The 17,311-nt window shown below is 48.1% G+C and carries 14 protein-coding genes; 2 read left to right on the top strand and 12 right to left on the bottom strand.

Going from position 1 to position 17,311, the window contains the following annotated elements; all coding sequences use genetic code 11:
• Positions 1-1,054: 1,054 nt before the first annotated feature.
• Positions 1,055-3,508, bottom strand: a complete 2,454-nt coding sequence (locus V6M43_RS00450) for an RHS repeat-associated core domain-containing protein (RefSeq protein ID WP_332732082.1) — start codon at positions 3,506-3,508, stop codon at positions 1,055-1,057.
• A gap of 543 nt (positions 3,509-4,051) precedes the next feature.
• Between V6M43_RS00450 and V6M43_RS00445 the strand changes: the two genes are divergently transcribed.
• A complete protein-coding gene (locus V6M43_RS00445) occupies positions 4,052-5,185 on the top strand; it encodes an acyltransferase family protein (protein ID WP_332732081.1) in 1,134 nt (377 codons plus the stop codon).
• Between the two features lie 6 nt (positions 5,186-5,191).
• On the opposite strand, the gene V6M43_RS00440 is transcribed toward V6M43_RS00445, so the two are convergent.
• From V6M43_RS00440 to V6M43_RS00400, 9 genes are all read right to left on the bottom strand, one after another.
• A complete protein-coding gene (locus V6M43_RS00440) occupies positions 5,192-5,665 on the bottom strand; it encodes a hypothetical protein (protein WP_332732080.1) in 474 nt (157 codons plus the stop codon).
• Positions 5,666-5,678: 13 nt separating this feature from the next.
• Positions 5,679-6,398 carry a lipoprotein signal peptidase gene (locus V6M43_RS00435; RefSeq protein WP_039135330.1) on the bottom strand — a complete coding sequence of 240 codons (720 nt, stop codon included), beginning with the start codon at positions 6,396-6,398 and terminating at the stop codon, positions 5,679-5,681.
• A gap of 62 nt (positions 6,399-6,460) precedes the next feature.
• Positions 6,461-8,935 (bottom strand): bifunctional UDP-N-acetylmuramoyl-tripeptide:D-alanyl-D-alanine ligase/alanine racemase, encoded by a 2,475-nt coding sequence (locus tag V6M43_RS00430; protein ID WP_332732079.1) that lies wholly within the window; start codon positions 8,933-8,935, stop codon positions 6,461-6,463.
• Positions 8,936-8,942: 7 nt separating this feature from the next.
• On the bottom strand, positions 8,943-9,896 hold the full coding sequence (locus V6M43_RS00425) for a TerC/Alx family metal homeostasis membrane protein (protein ID WP_332732078.1): 954 nt from the start codon (positions 9,894-9,896) through the stop codon (positions 8,943-8,945).
• Positions 9,897-9,928: 32 nt separating this feature from the next.
• Positions 9,929-11,641 carry a gliding motility-associated ABC transporter substrate-binding protein GldG gene (gene gldG, locus V6M43_RS00420; RefSeq protein WP_332732077.1) on the bottom strand — a complete coding sequence of 571 codons (1,713 nt, stop codon included), beginning with the start codon at positions 11,639-11,641 and terminating at the stop codon, positions 9,929-9,931.
• Positions 11,642-11,649: 8 nt separating this feature from the next.
• The gene (gene gldF / locus V6M43_RS00415; RefSeq protein WP_039135263.1) at positions 11,650-12,372 is read right to left on the bottom strand and encodes a gliding motility-associated ABC transporter permease subunit GldF; all 723 of its coding nucleotides are present in this window, start codon (positions 12,370-12,372) and stop codon (positions 11,650-11,652) included.
• 144 nt (positions 12,373-12,516) lie between these two features.
• A complete protein-coding gene (locus tag V6M43_RS00410) occupies positions 12,517-12,849 on the bottom strand; it encodes a HesB/IscA family protein (RefSeq protein ID WP_039135262.1) in 333 nt (110 codons plus the stop codon).
• A 22-nt stretch (positions 12,850-12,871) separates the two neighbouring features.
• Positions 12,872-13,291 (bottom strand): Fe-S cluster assembly scaffold IscU, encoded by a 420-nt coding sequence (gene iscU / locus V6M43_RS00405; protein WP_332732076.1) that lies wholly within the window; start codon positions 13,289-13,291, stop codon positions 12,872-12,874.
• Positions 13,292-13,351: 60 nt separating this feature from the next.
• On the bottom strand, positions 13,352-14,569 hold the full coding sequence (locus tag V6M43_RS00400; RefSeq protein ID WP_332732075.1) for an IscS subfamily cysteine desulfurase: 1,218 nt from the start codon (positions 14,567-14,569) through the stop codon (positions 13,352-13,354).
• A 203-nt stretch (positions 14,570-14,772) separates the two neighbouring features.
• Between V6M43_RS00400 and mce the strand changes: the two genes are divergently transcribed.
• Positions 14,773-15,177, top strand: a complete 405-nt coding sequence (gene mce / locus V6M43_RS00395) for a methylmalonyl-CoA epimerase (protein ID WP_332732074.1) — start codon at positions 14,773-14,775, stop codon at positions 15,175-15,177.
• Here the strand turns inward: mce and rnc are convergent.
• Both rnc and fabF read right to left on the bottom strand, forming a co-directional pair.
• Positions 15,172-15,903: a ribonuclease III gene (gene rnc, locus V6M43_RS00390; RefSeq protein ID WP_052324268.1), complete on the bottom strand. Its 732-nt coding sequence runs from the start codon at positions 15,901-15,903 to the stop codon at positions 15,172-15,174. The two genes, mce and rnc, sit on opposite strands and share 6 nt — an antisense overlap.
• Positions 15,904-15,961: 58 nt before the next feature.
• Complete coding sequence (gene fabF / locus V6M43_RS00385) at positions 15,962-17,215, bottom strand: beta-ketoacyl-ACP synthase II (protein WP_332732073.1); 1,254 nt, start codon at positions 17,213-17,215, stop codon at positions 15,962-15,964.
• Positions 17,216-17,311 lie beyond the last annotated feature (96 nt).

Raw genomic sequence — 17,311 nt, 5'->3', positions numbered from 1 at the left:
GTCCCCATCTGGTCCCCATCAGATATGCATATCCATCTGCGGAAATTCAGGTTTAATATACAGATTTATTTGAATATATGGGAATGGCGGGCGGTATTTTCTGAATTATTCCCGAAAACGAGGTTCATATAAAATGCGTGCCTGTTTACCCGTCTTGCAGAAAGGCAGGTATTGAACGAGGCATGGAGAATAGATTCCAAACGTGAAAGGCCTAAAGCGCAGCGGGTAGTTGTAAAGCGGTTGAAGCAAGGAAAACTAACTTTGAAACTCTAAATGACACTGGCACTAAAATAAGGGGAGATTACACGAGGAATGCATTTAATATAGGTTGCTCAGATTTATTGAAAAAAATCTTATTCCAGGTATATAATTAGAAGACTAAATATTGATATGCTTTATATATTTAATATAAAATATTAGTGTGGTAATTGACAGATATTACAACCAGTTTTTTACTTTATCGCGTTACTCTTGCAAATTCCCTTTTAGACCTTCGGTTGCCCATTAAACTATCATATTCCTTCTTTAAAAGTACGCTTCGTAACAATAAAGCCCAGCTGCACCGGGCTCCATTTTTAGCTTTATTATTTGCAAGGATTAGAAAATGATCGCTCCCCATAAAAGTATTATGGGTAATAGCATTGAGATTAGGAAATAAACAAGAAATAGTTTGCCATTATAATAAGGGTACCTTTTTAAAAGCTTTTCGTACTTTCTTTTTTGGAAAATTAGCAAGTAGTTAATAACAACACATGGCAAAATAAAAAGAACTAAATAGCTTATTACGTTATTTATACGAACTGGTAAAAAGGTTAAGTCAACCTTGTAAAAATAATTTTTAAAAACATGCTCTTCTAAAATTGTCATAGCCAGAATAAAATTAAATGCCATTGGGAGAGTCATAAATATCATGCAGCCAACCTGCCAGCTCTGTCTACTATCGGGCTGTCGCCTTGCTCTTATTATACAATCTACCCAAATTCGATAATACAATCCTATCATATAACTACCTATTTTAACACTCAATATTATATGGTCTATTGGCTAAAGCCAATCATCGGTCAAAATAGCCGGTCCAGTTATAAATTCCGTTATCATATTCATTCTGCATTATTATATCATTTTGAGTATTCCCAGTTGAAGGTCGCCAATTATTTACACCAGTATTATTGTATATAAAGTCAAGCATCATAAAGTAGTTCTGAAAAGCTGCAAGTGCTAAACTACCTCTGCCGGCAATTGTTGAAACTGTAGACATAGTTTGGGGAGCAAATCCAAAATAGGATAGACCGTTTGCTGTTAATCCTGCTGTTCCCATTGTTAATCCTGCCGCATCCACAGGATTTACATTTTTTATTCCGTCTTTCAAATGTTGATCTCGTACTTCAATTGCTGTCAACAAATTTGCTAAGAGTGAAACACCGAAACCTGTACTTTTAACTACATTAGACCGTCGTCTAAACATTTTGGCCTGCTGTGATATATGCTTGCCTGTTGGAAGGAGTCTCACCTGCCCTTTAGTCGTCGTATAATTTTTATGATCATAATTACTTTCCCAAATGCTATAATAAGTATCTATCATGCCTGCCCCTATGAATAACATTCCTGCGAAAGGTTTTGATGACTCGGAGCGAACGGTAACATTTTCCAGCGTTTGAGATTTCACCCATCCGTCTTCAGCATCATAAATAGCCTCTTGACCTTTTTTGTTAATCCAGACGTCCCCGGGTTTCGGATCGTAATCTTTCGGAAGTTTTCCTCTTACTGTATCAAGACCGTAAGGGTCACTAAATAAGATGGGATTATTTTGAGCAAAGGCATACGTTGACCAATTTAAATTTAAATCTGATAAAGGGTCAATTTGATGGAACCGTCCTATTTGTGAATCATAGCTTCGATATGCCGTTTCATATAATTCAAGGCCACTGCCATCCGAAAAATCTTTACTTGATAATTCAACTCCATTAAATTTCCTCTTGTTCTCAGGACCTCCAAAAACAAGTGCTTTACTACTGATTCCCGCCATGATAAGCCCGAACGGATAATAATGCGTTTCCTCCAGCACCGGTCCTCTTTCGTGGGTCAGGTTAAAGTTATCAAAATATACCAGCTCATTGGATTCGTTGCTAAAATATACATAGGCATAACCGTTCTTTTTAACCGTTACTGCATTTGCACCTATCCGGGACAAGGTACCCCAACTGTTGACGGTATAGGGCACTGGGATCACCTTGCTATTAACGGCATCGAACTTGAACTGGTCATTGAACAGCAACACATGCAGGTAGGCCTTGGGGGCCTGGTTGCTGCCGCTGGCAGTGTTGGCCGTATTCAGCAGGTTGGCAAGGGCCGTCTGTGATGAGAGGCTGCTGCCCAGGCTGCTCACCCCGCTCTTGATCACCTCACTGGGCGATACCGAGTTTGCGATCAGTTGGGTGATATTGGCCACCAGGCTGTTGATGCCACTGGCACTGCTGTTGTTGGCATTGGTGGCTGTATAGTGGAACTGTACACTGGTCTGGATCTTATCGCCGCTCATCACCTTCAAGAGCTTGGCGGCCCCGATGGCCCCCAGGTCCTTGCGCGTCAGCATGGCATTGGTACCCGTGCTGTGCATGGTGCGTACCCCCGCTACATTGATGGACTGCCCCGCCTTGTTCTCCCAGTAGCGGTCCTGGTTCTGCAGCTCTACCGAGCCGGCCGCTCCTTCAAAACTCAATGCCGGATAGGTCTCTGAGCTGGCCTCCTCTGTCAGTACCATCCGGGTATTGCCGAGATGGTCTTTCAGGAAGTAATCATAACTAAACCTGGCCGGTACCGCCCCGCTGAGAGGGGTGAAGCGCACCCTGCCCTCTTCATGGGCAATGAACTGCAGCCGGTGGGTATAGTCGGGCTGGTTGGCATCGATTGGTGATGTGGTGCGCGATTCGAAGACCATCCCACCGATATAGTTGGTGGTGGTGGTAATGGTTTTACCGGTAGTGCTAACGTCCACCGTTACCTTGCTCAGCTTTGTTCCGGCAGCATCGTAGGTATAGGTGATGGTGCCTTTACTGGTTGTCGTATTCTTGCGCACCGTGATCTGTGAAGGCAGGTTCAGGTGGTTATAGGTGATGCCGGTACCCCCCGCCGTGGTGGCGATGCCTTTGTTGAGATCCTTGATCATATTGCCATTGGCATCATAGGTATAGTCGATGGTGGCACTGGTTTTTGCCTGGGTGTGCTGGGCCGCTGTTTTAAAATCTCCCAGCAGGCTGGTGGTATCATTGCGGCGGTCGTAGACATTCTGCAGCCGGTTGGTATTGGTGGCGTAGGTGTAGAGCAGGCTGTCCAGCACAAAGCTGGCATCGGGTTTCCAGGCCAGGTGGGTCATGGTAAGGATATTGCCGTTGGCGTCATAGCTGAGCCCACGCGTGGTGAAGTCCAGTGTGGAGGCCTGGTTCTGGCTATAGGTGCCCGTTAGCAGGCGGTTAACCTTATCATAGCTGAAGTTCTGCTTTCTGATCACGTCCTCATCGCCCGCCGTTTTCCAGTTGGTGGCTGCAATATTACCATTGTACTGGTTGGACTGTGGACTAATCCTTTGACTTGAAATTGAGCAGTCATGTTAAAACCAATTCTTATAATGATAGAATATACACACTGATTTCATGGAACAACTTATTCCAATTGAATCAATGGCATTGCATCTGGCGGACATGCATAATCGTTAGTCGAAAATATGCTGATTAGGAATAGAAAAAATACCTCAAAGCGGGTATTCTTAATATCAGAAAATTGCATTATATACAACTATGATCCATAGACTGAGATGAAACTATATTAACATGAAGCGAAATAAAGGTTATTGTCCAATGGATAGTGCGTTCATCAGGGCCGCTTGTATTTTTGCTTAATTACTTCCCAGGCTTGTAGCTCTCCCTTATGCCGCATCACCAGACGTAAGGTTTGAACCGGTTAATAAGTTTACCGCGCAGTTTTAAGCACCATCGCTCAATTCAGACAATCGTTTGCAGATCTTAGTTGGTAATCCTTTTCTTATATTAATAGGATGCAACCAACTGTCAACCCAACCCCACCTGCTTCCCTCCTGCCTTCAAACCGACTTAAGTCGCTGGATGTACTGCGCGGCCTCATCATGCTTCTCCTGGCGGCTGAAAGCTGTCATCTCTATATTGCCATGAACGAAGAGTTTGCAACGGGCATCCCCAATGCTGTTGTTGAACAGTTCTTTCATCACCCATGGCATGGACTCCGGTTCTGGGACCTGGTACAACCTGCTTTCATGACAATGGCAGGGGCCGCATTGTATATCTCCTTTTATAACAAATCCAAAAAAGGCATAACATGGGAAACCAATTTTCGTCATGTTGCTATCCGCTGTTTTAAACTCTTTCTGTTTGGTACTGCCCTTCATTGTATATATGCCGGCAAAATGGTTTGGGAGCTCTGGAACGTGCTTACACAGCTCGCTTTCACCACTTTAATTGCCTATGCCATCATCCGTAAATCATCCCTGTTCCAGATCATATTCTCGGTCGCTTTACTGATACTCACAGAATTGCTGTACCGCTTTGTTCTGATGCCCGGATTCGACAAACCTTTTACCCACTCAGAAAACTTCGGTGCATGGTTCGATACCATCGTGATGGGAAAAATCAACAGCGATGGATGGGTGGCTATCAATATTATCCCAACCGCTGCACATACCATCTGGGGTGTGCTTGCAGGGAAACTGATTATTTCAAAGGAGTCATCCGCTAAAAAGCTGAAGACGCTTGTAATTGCCGGCCTGGTTGCCCTTGCGGCCGGATACGCACTTGATTTGTCTGGTATAACGCCCATAATTAAACGCATCAGCACTTCCTCTTTCACGCTGGCATCAGGGGGATGGATACTGCTGATGATGGCATTACTCTATTATATAATTGATCTGAGAGGCTGGAACCGTTTTGCCTGGGTATTTGAAGTGATGGGCATGAACGCCATCTTTATATATCTCTTCTTTGAAACAGTAGGGGTGCAATGGCTTAATGGTGCAGTAGCCATATTCACCAATGGATTCACCGGATTATTCAATACTCCCGCAGGCATACAGGCAATCTTTGCTGCCCTTATGACCCTTTTTGTAGAATGGTATTTGTGCTATTGGCTATATAAGAGGAGAATCTTTTTAAAACTATGATGCATTCTAAAAAGTCGCCTTAAAACTTCCTTCCGTCACATTGCGATCAACGCCATCTTCTTTAACCAGCCCGGAGAAGGTTCCACTTACAGAGGTAGTGCTGAACTGCGTAATGCCGATGGTGAATCCTGGCGTTGCAGGATCTGTTTCATATTTGAAAGCGCCGTTCTCAATATAGAATAACGCCGATAAGGGAGAGGGATAATTGCCCACCCCTACAGGGTCGCCCACCAGCAGCAGCGCTATATTTCCCTGGGTTCCGGAAGTGGCCGTTCCCTCTATGGTAAGCACCTCAGTGCCATTGATGAGTTCGATAAAGGCAGTGTCTACCACCCCCCTGTATTCTGTTCCCCCTTCCACAAAACGCCAGGAATTGTTCTGGTCTTCAACGATAGGCATCTCTTCAATGCTCTCCTCCTTGGTGCAGCCGGTAAAAGCCAGCACCACCATTGCCAGGATCGGTAAAAGTATCTTACGCATAGAGTAGGTTTTATCAGGATACCTGAACATCGTCATTTACCCTGGTATTTGTTTCAATCGTTTTCCTTGTCGTATCAGCTTCGGGCTCCAGGAATCGTTTCTGGAAGACCAGTAATGCTATCACCCCCGCTGAAATGGAGGCATCGGCGATATTGAAAACCGGACTGAAGAATTCAAAATCATCTCCGCCAACTATCGGAAACCAGCTTGGATAATGCGAGCGGATGATCGGGAAATAGAACATATCCACCACCTTGCCATGCAGGAAGCCGGCATAGCCTTTCTCCGGGAACATCTTTGCCACCGATGTATAGGTACTCTCCTCAAAAATCAGTCCATAGAACATGCTGTCGATCAGGTTGCCAAAGGCCCCGGCAAAGATCAGCGCCACGCAAACGATGAAGCCGGTACTATGCTTCTTCCGAAGTATCTCGCGGATATACCAGACCCCGAAGATCACTGCCAGCATGCGGAAAAGGGTAAGGGCCATCTTGCCCCACTCGCCACCAAACTTCCATCCCCAGGCCATGCCCTCGTTCTCAACGAAATAGATCTGAGCCCACTCGGCATTCTCGCCAAAGGGCCTGATACCGCGGTCGTAGGGGGTAATGGGTACATGTGTGGCATCCCAGTGATAACTCAGGGGCATATTCGTCTTCACCCAGATCTTAAGCACCTGGTCAACTACCAGGATCAGTACAATCAGTAAAATAACATTTCTCGCCTTTGCCATATTCTTTGCTAAAGGGACAAAGATAACCGTTGCCGTGCATCCCGCACAATTGCAGCAGCTAACTAGTCCAGGTAATAAATTCTTTTAACTCTTTGGGAAACCCCCGTCATGATCTCATAGGGGATGGTGCCCGCAGCGGCCGCCAGCTCGGCCACCGGCAAGCCTTTGCCGAATACGATCACCTCATCCCCTTCTTCTATTCCGTCGATGCCCGTGATATCGATCATGGTCATGTCCATACAAATACTGCCTATCACCGGTGCCAGTTGATTGCCCACCAGCATGCTGCCCCTGCCATTGCCCAGCACGCGGGGATAGCCATCGGCATAGCCAATGCGCACCGTGGCTATGCGCGTTTGCGTTTCCGCAACACCTCTCCTGCCATAGCCCACTGTTTCTCCGGGTGCCAGTTCTTTTATCTGCGCGATGGTGGTCCGGAGGGTGGATACTTCTTCCAGCCTCATGGCTGATGATGCAGAAGGATCTACGCCATAAAGGCCGATGCCCAGCCGCACCATATCCATCTGCCATTGGGGGTGACGGAATATGGCTGCCGTGTTTTCTATATGCCTCAGGAAGCTGTGATCCAGCACCGCTGCAATACGTTTTGTGGCTGCCTCAAAGAGCTCCACCTGCCGGCGCGTGAATCCATCATGTTGCGGATCCTCACTGGCGGCGAGGTGACTGAATACGGATTGGATCTTGAACCATGGTTGCACAAGCAGGTTTTCAAGTTCGGCCCTGTCGGCTTCAGCAAATCCAAGCCTGTTCATCCCTGTTTCCATTTCGAGGTGAACGGGATAACGGGTGATGGCCTGCTGGCGGATATAGGCGGCAAATCGCTTGTATAACTGTAATGAGTAGAGTACGGGCTCGAGGTTGAATTCCACCAGCGCATCAAAGGCTGAGGGCGATGCATTCATCACCATGATGGGCATATCGACCCCTGCCTTGCGAAGGGCCACGCCCTCATCGGTATAGGCCACCGCCAGGTAATCGACACCATGGAATTGCAGCAGACTCGCGATCTCATAACTCCCGCTGCCATAACTGAAAGCCTTTACCATGGCCATCAGCCGGGTTGAGGGCTGTAGCAGTTGCTGGTATTGCTTAAGGTTCTGCAGCATGGCATTGAGATTGATCTCCAGGACCGTCTGGTGTACCTGCATCTCCAGCAGCGCAGAGATATCTTCAAAGGAAAACCGCCTCGCACCTTTGATCAGGATGGTCTCATCCCGGAAATGGATCTCAGGTGCATGGGCAATGAAGGAGGCTGTTTCAGGGTAGCTGTGAATGTCTAATGCCGCTGCTTCAAATACCGCTTTATGGGCGCTTATCCTGGGTCCGATCGCAAACAGTCTTTTGACGCCATGATGCTGCAGGAGCATGGCAACTCTCTGATATAATTCTTCTTCCGGCATTCCTGTTTCAGGGATATCGGATAGTATAACGGTTTTGGTCAGGTGCTGTTTCTGCTGTGCTAAGAAATCGAGTGCAATGATCAGTGAACTGAGGTCGGCGGAATAACTGTCATTGATAACCGAACAATGATTGATGCCTTCCTTCATCTCAAGGCGCATACCCACGCTATGTAGTTGCGCTATCCTTTTGGTGATCAGGTCGGCAGGGAGACCCATGTACAGCAGGCAGGCGGTGCATGTGAGTGCATTCTCAATGGAGGCTTCATCGGTAAAGGGAATCTTTAATGCAAAGGTCTGATCGCCATACCTGATGGCACAATCAACACCATTATCATCCGCGCCGGTTCTGCTCACCCGCATGGTTGCATCCCCTTCAAAGGACCAGCTGAAATAGAGGCAGTCATCCCGCCTTATCTCCTTAACATATTCATCTGTTAATCCATGATCGCGCTTGTATATAATGACACCTGCACTATGAAACAGCTTCCATTTTTCTTCCAGCTTTTGGCGGAGGGAGCTAAATCCCTCGTTATGCGCCGCACCTATATTCGTTAAGATACCTATAGTTGGCTGGATGATATTTTGCAGTGCCAACATCTCTCCTGTCCTGGAAATACCGGCTTCGAAAATACCCAGACTATGCAGGCTCTCCATCTGCCAAACGCTGAGTGGAACACCGATCTGCGAGTTGTAGCTGCGTGGACTTCTTACAATATTATGATCTTCTTCCAGCAGCTGGTTCAGCCACTCTTTTACTATGGTCTTGCCATTGCTTCCGGTGATGCCAATTACAGGATAGCTAAACTTTTTGCGATGTGCTGCTGCCAGTGTTTGTAATGCAATGAGTGTATTCTCTACTAAGAGTAAACTCGCGCCGGGAAAGGATTTCGGATCCATCTCTTCACTCACTACAAAACAGCGGACGCCCTGCTGGTACAGCCTCCCGATGAACTGGTGGCCATTCCTGCTTTCTGTTTTCAGGGCAAAAAAAGCAGTGCTCTGTGGGAACAGCAACTTGCGACTATCGATCAGCAAATGTGAAATGGTAGCGCTCTCTGCCTGCTGCTGCCAGCGGGCACCAATTATAGCAGCGATATCAGGGATGGTATACTGCACGGTAGCGTTATTCCTTCTTGTTATCGGCTAACTCATTCTCAAGTGCCTTATTGGCCACACTCATGGAGTAAACGATTGAAGTGCCGATACAAAGCACGATCACCAGTAAGGAAATATATACCGGCACCTTGATATGGAAGATCTCGGCCAGCATTTTAAGTCCGATGAATACAAGCACTACGGCAATTCCCTGCTGCAGGTAAGCGAATTTGTTCACGGCTCCTTTTAGGAGGAAGAAAAGTGATCTTAGTCCAAGTACCGCGAAAATATTAGAGGTATACACCACCAGCCTGTTCTGCGAAATTGCAAATACGGCGGGGATGGAATCGAGTGCGAAGATGATATCGGTGGTGGCCAGCATGATCACCACTACAAACATGCTGGTATAATAGCGTTTGCCATCCTGCACGATGGAATACTTACCCCCACCATCATGCGCTACAAGTGGCAGCACGCGTTGCAGGAACTTGTAAACGGTATTATCAGACATATCGGAGTCTTCATCCTGCTTTGCCGTGAACATCTTGATACCCGTGTATAATAGCAGCGCGCCAAATACATAGAGCAGCCAGTGGAAGCGTTCTATCAGCACGATACCAACGGAAATGAAGATGATCCTGAATACGATTGCCAGGATGATACCGATCAGCAATACCCTTGGCACATATTGTTGCTTCACGCCAAAGAATCCGAAGATGAGAATGAACACGAAGATATTATCGATACTGAGCGACCATTCCATCAGGTAGGCACTAACGTATTCAAGTGCAATGGTCTTGCCGTCCTCAAACCAGAGAAATACAAAAAATCCAAGCGCCAGCGATACCCAGAAGATGGTCTGGTAGAGCGCTTTTTTCATCGTGATCTCGGTGGTGGATTTACTCATCAGTCCCAGGTCAAAAACAAGGGCTATCAACACTACCACGCCAAATACAATGTAACTAATTTGTTCAGGTGTCATTCTTATCGGTTTCTATTCTCTTATCGGATATTCTATTTATGCTGGAACTGTTTTTTGCGCAGCCACTGGAACCCTATCCCGAACAGCAATATTAATACCACCGGAACGATGATATTGATGAGTTGCCATTTTGTTTTGCCGGCTTCCAGTTTCTTTTGATCCAGGAGTCGGAGGGTAAAATCCTTACTCCTTGTTTCCAGTATGCCCGATTCGTCCACAAGATACTCTATACAATTCTGGATGAAGTCACGGTTCGCATATTGTTGTTTTGTATATGCGTTCATGCCCATGGGCAGTGGACCTTCATTTTGTGTAACGGCATTGAGGGCGATATCTCCATCGGAAATAACGATCATTTTATTTTCGGGGGAAGAGGCGCGGATTGGTTGTCCCGCCGCTTCAAATGCCTGCCGCTCTGCTGCGCCCACGCGGTTGGAATAGAGCGAGCTGAAACTCCCTTCCAGCAATACCGCCACGGGTTGGTTTCCCATGTTAAAGGTCTTGAGATCGTTCTCAGTTTCGATGCTCTGCCAGCTTACTTTGGCGGGCGTTGCAAGCAGGCGGGTATCGATGGAACTGGCCAGCAGTATGGTTTTGCGGATGCCTTTGGCTTCCACCGTGTCTATTGAATTCGGGAACTGTGATAGTACATAATCCATGTTGCGGGCGATCGGGTGACCGCTATAATTACTCAGCAGCGGAAAATAGGGCCATGGCAATAACTGTATCTGTGGCTTACCGCCAACCGAACCTATTACGGATGGGATCTTATCGGCGTTAAGGTCCTGCAGCAGGTCCTGGTTGATGCGCACGCCATAACGGAAGAGCTGGTCTTCCAGTTGAAGGCCGCGGTCGAAGGCGATGAATTCATTCTGCACCCGCTGCAGACTATCCATTTCTGCATAGAGGTTATCGATCATCCAGAGCAGCTTACCACCCTGCATCACGTACTGGTCTATTTTTAGTTTCTGCTCGTCGCTGAAGGCTGTTGTTGGCTTGGCGATTATCAGGGCCTGGAATACAGGCGGGATGATGGGTACGCTGTCGACAGGCAGGATGCGGAAGGCATAATTTTTCTTGAGGATATTTTCTATCAAATCATATACCTGGTATGATTCGGGCTGGCCGTTACCAACGAGATATCCGATGAGCGGAACAGTATCCTGTTTGAGTTGTCGGATGGCATTGGCGAATTTATATTCCATCAATGCATCGGCGCGGTTAAGGGTACCGAGCGGGTCGCCCGATGGGTCTGATCCCACTCCCTGCAACAGATCGATCGCTGTACTTCTGCCTTTATGGGTGATAACGGCACCGGGTAGTACGAGCCGCTCTTCCTGTCCCTCCCCTTCTTTCGTTTGCGCCTTGATGTTAGTTGGGTTCAATCCCATTTTACTCAGTGAATCATAGAGCAGGTTTTTCTGTTCATCATTGAGTCCCTCTCCTGGTTTCACGAAACGGAAACGGATATTGCGGCCACCCGCGGCTTTGAATTCCTGAAGCAGGTCGTTGGTGCTGGCGGAAAGTTTCTTGAAGCCTGCGGGCATTTCACCACTGAGGAGAACGTCGATGTTAACGGGCTCTTCAAGGGTGGTGAGGAGTTTGCGCGTGGGCTTGGACAGTGTGTATCGCCCTTCTGATGTGAGGTCTATCCTTACCGGCCAGAGGCCCGCGATGATATTGACGAGCACGAGCAGCAGCAACAGGAATATCCAGTAAAATTTTGATTGCGATAGTTTCTTCATGGGTAATGTTATCGAATGGCGATTTTCCTGTTGGTGATCAGTAAAAAGAAAGCGATGATGCTTCCGAAATAAACGAGGTTGCGGCTATCGAGTACACCGCGACTGATGCTGCGGTAATGAAAATCGATGCCGAGCATCTCGAGTGCATAATCGAGGCTGCCCTGGAAGGCTGGTAATTTGCTGATGGCGCTGAATCCGATATAGAGGAGGAAGCACATGAATGCACTCAGCAGGAAGGCCACCACGCTGTTGGGGGTGAGACTGCTGCACCAGGTTCCGATGGCCGTGAATACCGCCGCCAGCAGGAAGAGCCCGATATAGGAGCCGATGGTGCCGCCCATGTCGATGCCTTTGTCGGCACTGAGTGCCTGCACACTGATGGCGTAGATGATGGTTGGCAGAAGGGCTATAAAAACGATGGCGAGGGCGCCGAGGTATTTACCAGTAACCAGTTGGGAGGCGCTGAGTGGTTTGGTCTGCAGGATCTCGAAGGTGCCGCCTTTGAATTCATCTGACCAGCTGCGCATGGTTATGGCGGGTACGAGGAACATCAGGATCCATGGCGCGAGGTCAAAGAATTTTTCGAGGGTGGCATAGCCGTAGTCGAGGATGCTGGAATCGGGGAACACGAAAAGGAAGAGACCATTCAGCAGCAGGAAGGCGACGATTGCTACCAGTCCGGTTAAGCTGGCAAAAAACTGCCGGAATTCTTTTTTACAAATAGACCACATAGCTTCAAAAATAACGGAAAAACAAATCCCGCCACGAGGCGGGAGAGAAAGATGGGAGTTTAGGTGTCTGACAGATGTACGTGGAGCGTTCGAACGTTTGTTCGAACATGTTGTGAACATATGTCAGACACCTTTCCCGCCGGATTACACAGCAAAGCTTTCACCGCAGGCGCAGGAGCGGCTCGCATTGGGATTGCTGAAGTAGAATCCTTTACCATTCAATCCATCGGAAAAATCGAGGGTTGTATTCACCAGGTAGAGGAAACTCTTGAGATCGGTAACAACCTTGATCCCATTGTCCTCGAATACCTGGTCCATGGGCTTGGGCTCATTGTCGAAGTCGAGCTTGTAGCTCAGTCCTGAGCATCCGCCCCCTACCACACTCACACGGAGGAAGTACTCTGCCTCGTCGCCCACACGGGCTTCCTGCAAAAGCTTTGCAACTTTTTCCCGGGCTTTATCGCTTACATAAATCATTTTCAATCAGTTTTTATTGGTGTTAATGAACACCTTTCTCTTCAAAAACAATCTCCTCTAAACCATTCTTCTTACGGTAATCATTGATGGCGGCCTTGATGGCATCTTCTGCCAGCACAGAGCAATGGATCTTTACCGGGGGGAGCGCCAGTTCTTCCACGATCGCCATATTATCGATCTTGAGCGCGTCGTCTACCGATTTGCCCTTCAGCCATTCTGTTGCCAGTGATGAAGAAGCGATAGCAGATCCGCATCCGAAAGTTTTGAACTTCGCATCAGTGATCATTCCCGTTGCATCATCCACCTCTATCTGAAGACGCATCACATCACCGCATTCCGGTGCGCCAACAAGACCAGTTCCCACGGTCTTCTTTGATTTATCTAGTGTTCCCACGTTCTTGGGATTCTGGTAATGATCAATGAGTTTCTCTGAATATGCCATATATCAATTGTTATTTAAATTTTTACTTCAATTCTTACCTCTTACCTCTTAATTCTTACCTCAGTGATGGGCCCACTCTATACTATCCATATCCACCCCGTCCTTAAACATCTCCCACAGCGGACTCATTTCGCGGAGCTTTAATACTGTCTCCGAAACATGCTTGATAGTATAATCGATCTGCTCTTCTGTGGTGAAACGTCCCAATCCAAAACGAAGCGAAGAATGTGCCAGGTCATCACCCAGTCCGAGTGCCTTCAGCACATAAGACGGTTCCAGGGATGCTGAAGTGCAGGCACTGCCCGAGGAAAGTGCAATATTCTTGTTAAAGCCCATCATGAGACCCTCCCCTTCCACGTATTTGAAAGAGATATTGGCTACATGCGGCAGACGGTGTTCTTTGCTGCCGTTCACATAGGCTTCTTCCAGCTGGAGAAGGGCGGTTTCGAGTTTATCGCGAAGGGCGCTGAGACGAACAGCTTCTGCTTCCATTTCGTTCATTGCGAGTTCACAGGCCTTACCGAAACCCACGATGCCCGTAACGTTGAGGGTGCCGGAACGCATGCCGCGCTCATGACCACCACCATCCATCTGGGCGGTTACTTTCACCCGGGGGTTCTTGCGGCGAACATAAAGAGCGCCCACGCCTTTTGGACCATACATCTTGTGCGCGGTGAAGGTGCAGAGGTCGATGCCATCCTGCAAAACATTCACGGGAACCTTACCAACCGCCTGTGTGGCATCGGTAAAAAACAGCACCCCGTGCTTGCGGGCAATAGCGCTGATCTCTCTCACCGGCATGATGGTGCCGGTTTCATTATTGGCATACATGATGGCGATCAGGATGGTATTGGGCTTGATGGCTGCTTCCAGCTCGGCAAGGTCAATAAGTCCTTCGCCGTTCACGGGGAGGTAGGTAACCTCACCTCCCATTTTCTCGATATGCTTACAGGTATCCAGTACCGCCTTATGCTCGGTTACACAGGTGATGATATGGTTGCCTTTGCTGGCGTACATGTCAAAAACTCCCTTGATTGCCAGGTTATCGCCTTCTGTGGCGCCGGAGGTGAAGATGATCTCCTTGGGATCAGAACCGATGAGTTTGGCTACCTGCTCGCGGGCATAGTCAACCGCTTCTTCTGCTGCCCATCCGAAAGGGTGATTTCTGCTGGCAGCATTTCCGAAATGCTCGGTGAAATAAGGGAGCATGGCCTCTACCACCCGTGGATCACAAGGAGTTGTGGCATTATTATCAAGATAGATGGGAAGTTTCAACATACTAAAAATTGCTATTTAACTAAAACGCAAAATTAGCCCAATTGGTTGAGATTAACCAGCGGCAGAAAATGGGCCCTCTTCATAATTCCGGAAATCGTAAACATGAGTGGAGCCTTTAGTTGCTGGGCTGGGTGGGATGTTCGAATACATGTTCGAACATCCCCTTAACATGTGTCAGACACCTAAAATCGCTAGCTTTGGGGATGCTTAAAATCGAACATATCGGCATAGCGGTGAAGAGCCTGGCGGATTCTATTCCGCTGTTTGAGAAATTGCTGAACAGCGCCTGCTACAAAACGGAGATCGTTGAATCGGAGAAGGTGCGGACGGCTTTCTTCGCGACGGGGGAAAACAAGGTGGAATTGCTGGAAAGCACTGATCCGGAGGGTATTATAGCCAAATATATTGAGCGGAAGGGGGAGGGTATCCACCATATCGCGTTTGATGTTGCCGATATTGAAGCGGAAATGAAAAGATTGCAGGCAGAAGGATTTGAGCTTTTGAATACGATCCCCAAACCGGGGGCTGATAATAAGCGGGTTTGCTTCCTGCACCCGAAGGGTACCAATGGCGTGCTGATCGAGCTTTGTGAAGAGAGGAAATTATAACTCTCCCTCTATCTTCCCTAGCCCGAGTTTATCCACCGCAACCTGCGCGGCTACCTGGCTGGCGTCTTTTTTATTATAGGCCTTACCCTGGGCAATCAGCTCGCCATCCACCACGGCGCCAACCGTGAAGAGTCTTCTTCCCCCTTCAAATTTCTCTTCGAGGGTTTCGAACTCGAGGTTCTTACCGTTTTTATTGGCCCAGCCATAGAGCTTGTTCTTGTGGTTGATCTCCAGCAGTTCGAGGTCGTCCATGAACATATAAGGCAGGATGATCCTTTCCAGCACCCAGGTGCGGGTTTTCTTGAAGCCCTTATCGAGGTACACGGCTCCCACCACGGCCTCCAGGGTATTACCGAAAATCTGGCTCACCTTCAGCGAGTTATCGAACTTATTAAAGTAAACGATCTTCTTGAGACCCATTTTGATGGCCACATCATTGAGGGTAACGCGGTTCACCATTTTGGAGCGCATCTCGGTGAGGAAGCCCTCCTCGCGGTAGGGATATTTTTTAAAGAGGAAATCGGCGACGATGCCACTCAGGATGGCATCCCCCAGGTATTCCAGTCGCTCATTATTATCGGCAGCGCCATCTTTTACAGAGCGGTGGGTGAGCGCTGTTTTATAAAGCTCCGTATTACCGGGCGAAAAGCCCAGCACATTCTTCAATTGCTTTTTGAATGCGACGGTTTCAGGGGAACCTTTTAGAATACTGTCAAATAGACCCACAGGATGATTGGTTGATTATACCTTGGTCAAGTTAAGGGATTGGCCGCAAAATCTGACATCATCCCTGAAATTTCTTCACGATAACACAGGCATTATGTCCACCGAAGCCGAAGGTATTGCTGAGTGCAGCCCTCACGGTTCTTTGTTGCGACTTGTTAAAGGTGAAGTTGAGACGTGGATCCAGTTCAGGGTCATCTGTAAAGTGGTTGATGGTAGGCGGAACCATATCATGCACCACCGCCTTGATGGCTGCGATTGCTTCTATGACGCCGGCAGCTCCCAGGCAGTGACCGGTCATGGATTTGGTTGCAGAAATGTTGAGGTTATAGGCATGCTCTCCAAATACATCGAGGATAGCTTTCACTTCGGCAACATCACCCAGCGGGGTGGAGGTTCCATGGGTATTGATATAATCGATATCGGATGGCTGCATACCCGCATCTTCAAGTGCCGCCAGCATTACATTGCGTGCACCCAGTCCCTCAGGATGCGGCGCGGTAATATGATGTGCATCGGCAGTAGCGCCACCACCGGCGATCTCGCAGATGATTCTTGCTCCACGTGCAAGGGCATGGTCGAGTGATTCGAGGATGAGGGCACCACCAGCTTCTCCCATTACAAAACCATCGCGGTCTTTGTCGTAAGGGCGACTGGCAGTAGCCGGTTCGTCATTGCGCTCGCTCATGGCCTTCATAGCGTTGAATCCGCCCAGGCCGGCTTCGCTGATAACGGCTTCTGATCCACCGCTCACAATGATATCGGCCTTACCGAGTTTGATGAGATTAGCGGCTTCAATGATGGCATTGGTAGAGCTGGCGCAGGCGCTTACCACTGCGAAATTGGGACCGCGGAGATTGTGGCGCATGGAGATATGTCCCGCCGCAATATCAAGGATCATTTTGGGAATGAAGAAGGGACTGAAACGAGGTGTTCCATCGCCCTTGGCAAATTCCATCACCTCATTCTGGAAGGTGATCAATCCACCGATACCGCTTCCCCAAACAACGCCAACACGATCGGGGTTGATATTGTCGGCATTGAGTCCGGCATCCGCCATTGCTTCATCAGATACTACAAGGGCGAACTGTGCAAAGCGGTCGATCTTTCGGGAGTCTTTTTTATCGAGATAGCGGGTAGGGTCGAAATCTTTAACCTCGCAGGCGAAACGCGTCTTGAATTTGGCAGCATCAAATAAGGTAACCGGTACTGCACCGGACACACCATTAATAAGTCCGTTCCAATATTCTTCGACGGTATTGCCCACAGGGGTAAGTGCGCCCATACCTGTTACTACAACTCTTTTAAGTTCCATGTAGATTGCCGGATTTTAAACGTGATAAATCCGCCTTCTTAGGCAAAATTGCTTTCGAAAGGCGGATTGAAAAATATGCCTGTAACGGGGGTTCCG

Source organism: Flavihumibacter sp., from assembly GCF_036676075.1.
Taxonomy (GTDB): domain Bacteria; phylum Bacteroidota; class Bacteroidia; order Chitinophagales; family Chitinophagaceae; genus Flavihumibacter.
Note: the sequence above shows the minus strand (reverse complement) of the source record. Positions and strands in the feature narration are given on the sequence as shown.

Excerpts from the sequence above, each read along its gene's own strand:
- V6M43_RS00445 (WP_332732081.1), top strand. The coding sequence starts at position 4,052 with ATGCAACCAACTGTCAACCCAACCCCACCTGCTTCCCTCCTGCCTTCA.
- V6M43_RS00440 (WP_332732080.1), bottom strand. The coding sequence starts at position 5,665 with ATGCGTAAGATACTTTTACCGATCCTGGCAATGGTGGTGCTGGCTTTT.
- V6M43_RS00435 (WP_039135330.1), bottom strand. The coding sequence starts at position 6,398 with ATGGCAAAGGCGAGAAATGTTATTTTACTGATTGTACTGATCCTGGTA.
- V6M43_RS00425 (WP_332732078.1), bottom strand. The coding sequence starts at position 9,896 with ATGACACCTGAACAAATTAGTTACATTGTATTTGGCGTGGTAGTGTTG.
- gldG (WP_332732077.1), bottom strand. The coding sequence starts at position 11,641 with ATGAAGAAACTATCGCAATCAAAATTTTACTGGATATTCCTGTTGCTG.
- gldF (WP_039135263.1), bottom strand. The coding sequence starts at position 12,372 with ATGTGGTCTATTTGTAAAAAAGAATTCCGGCAGTTTTTTGCCAGCTTA.
- V6M43_RS00410 (WP_039135262.1), bottom strand. The coding sequence starts at position 12,849 with ATGATTTATGTAAGCGATAAAGCCCGGGAAAAAGTTGCAAAGCTTTTG.
- iscU (WP_332732076.1), bottom strand. The coding sequence starts at position 13,291 with ATGGCATATTCAGAGAAACTCATTGATCATTACCAGAATCCCAAGAAC.
- V6M43_RS00400 (WP_332732075.1), bottom strand. The coding sequence starts at position 14,569 with ATGTTGAAACTTCCCATCTATCTTGATAATAATGCCACAACTCCTTGT.
- mce (WP_332732074.1), top strand. The coding sequence starts at position 14,773 with ATGCTTAAAATCGAACATATCGGCATAGCGGTGAAGAGCCTGGCGGAT.
- fabF (WP_332732073.1), bottom strand. The coding sequence starts at position 17,215 with ATGGAACTTAAAAGAGTTGTAGTAACAGGTATGGGCGCACTTACCCCT.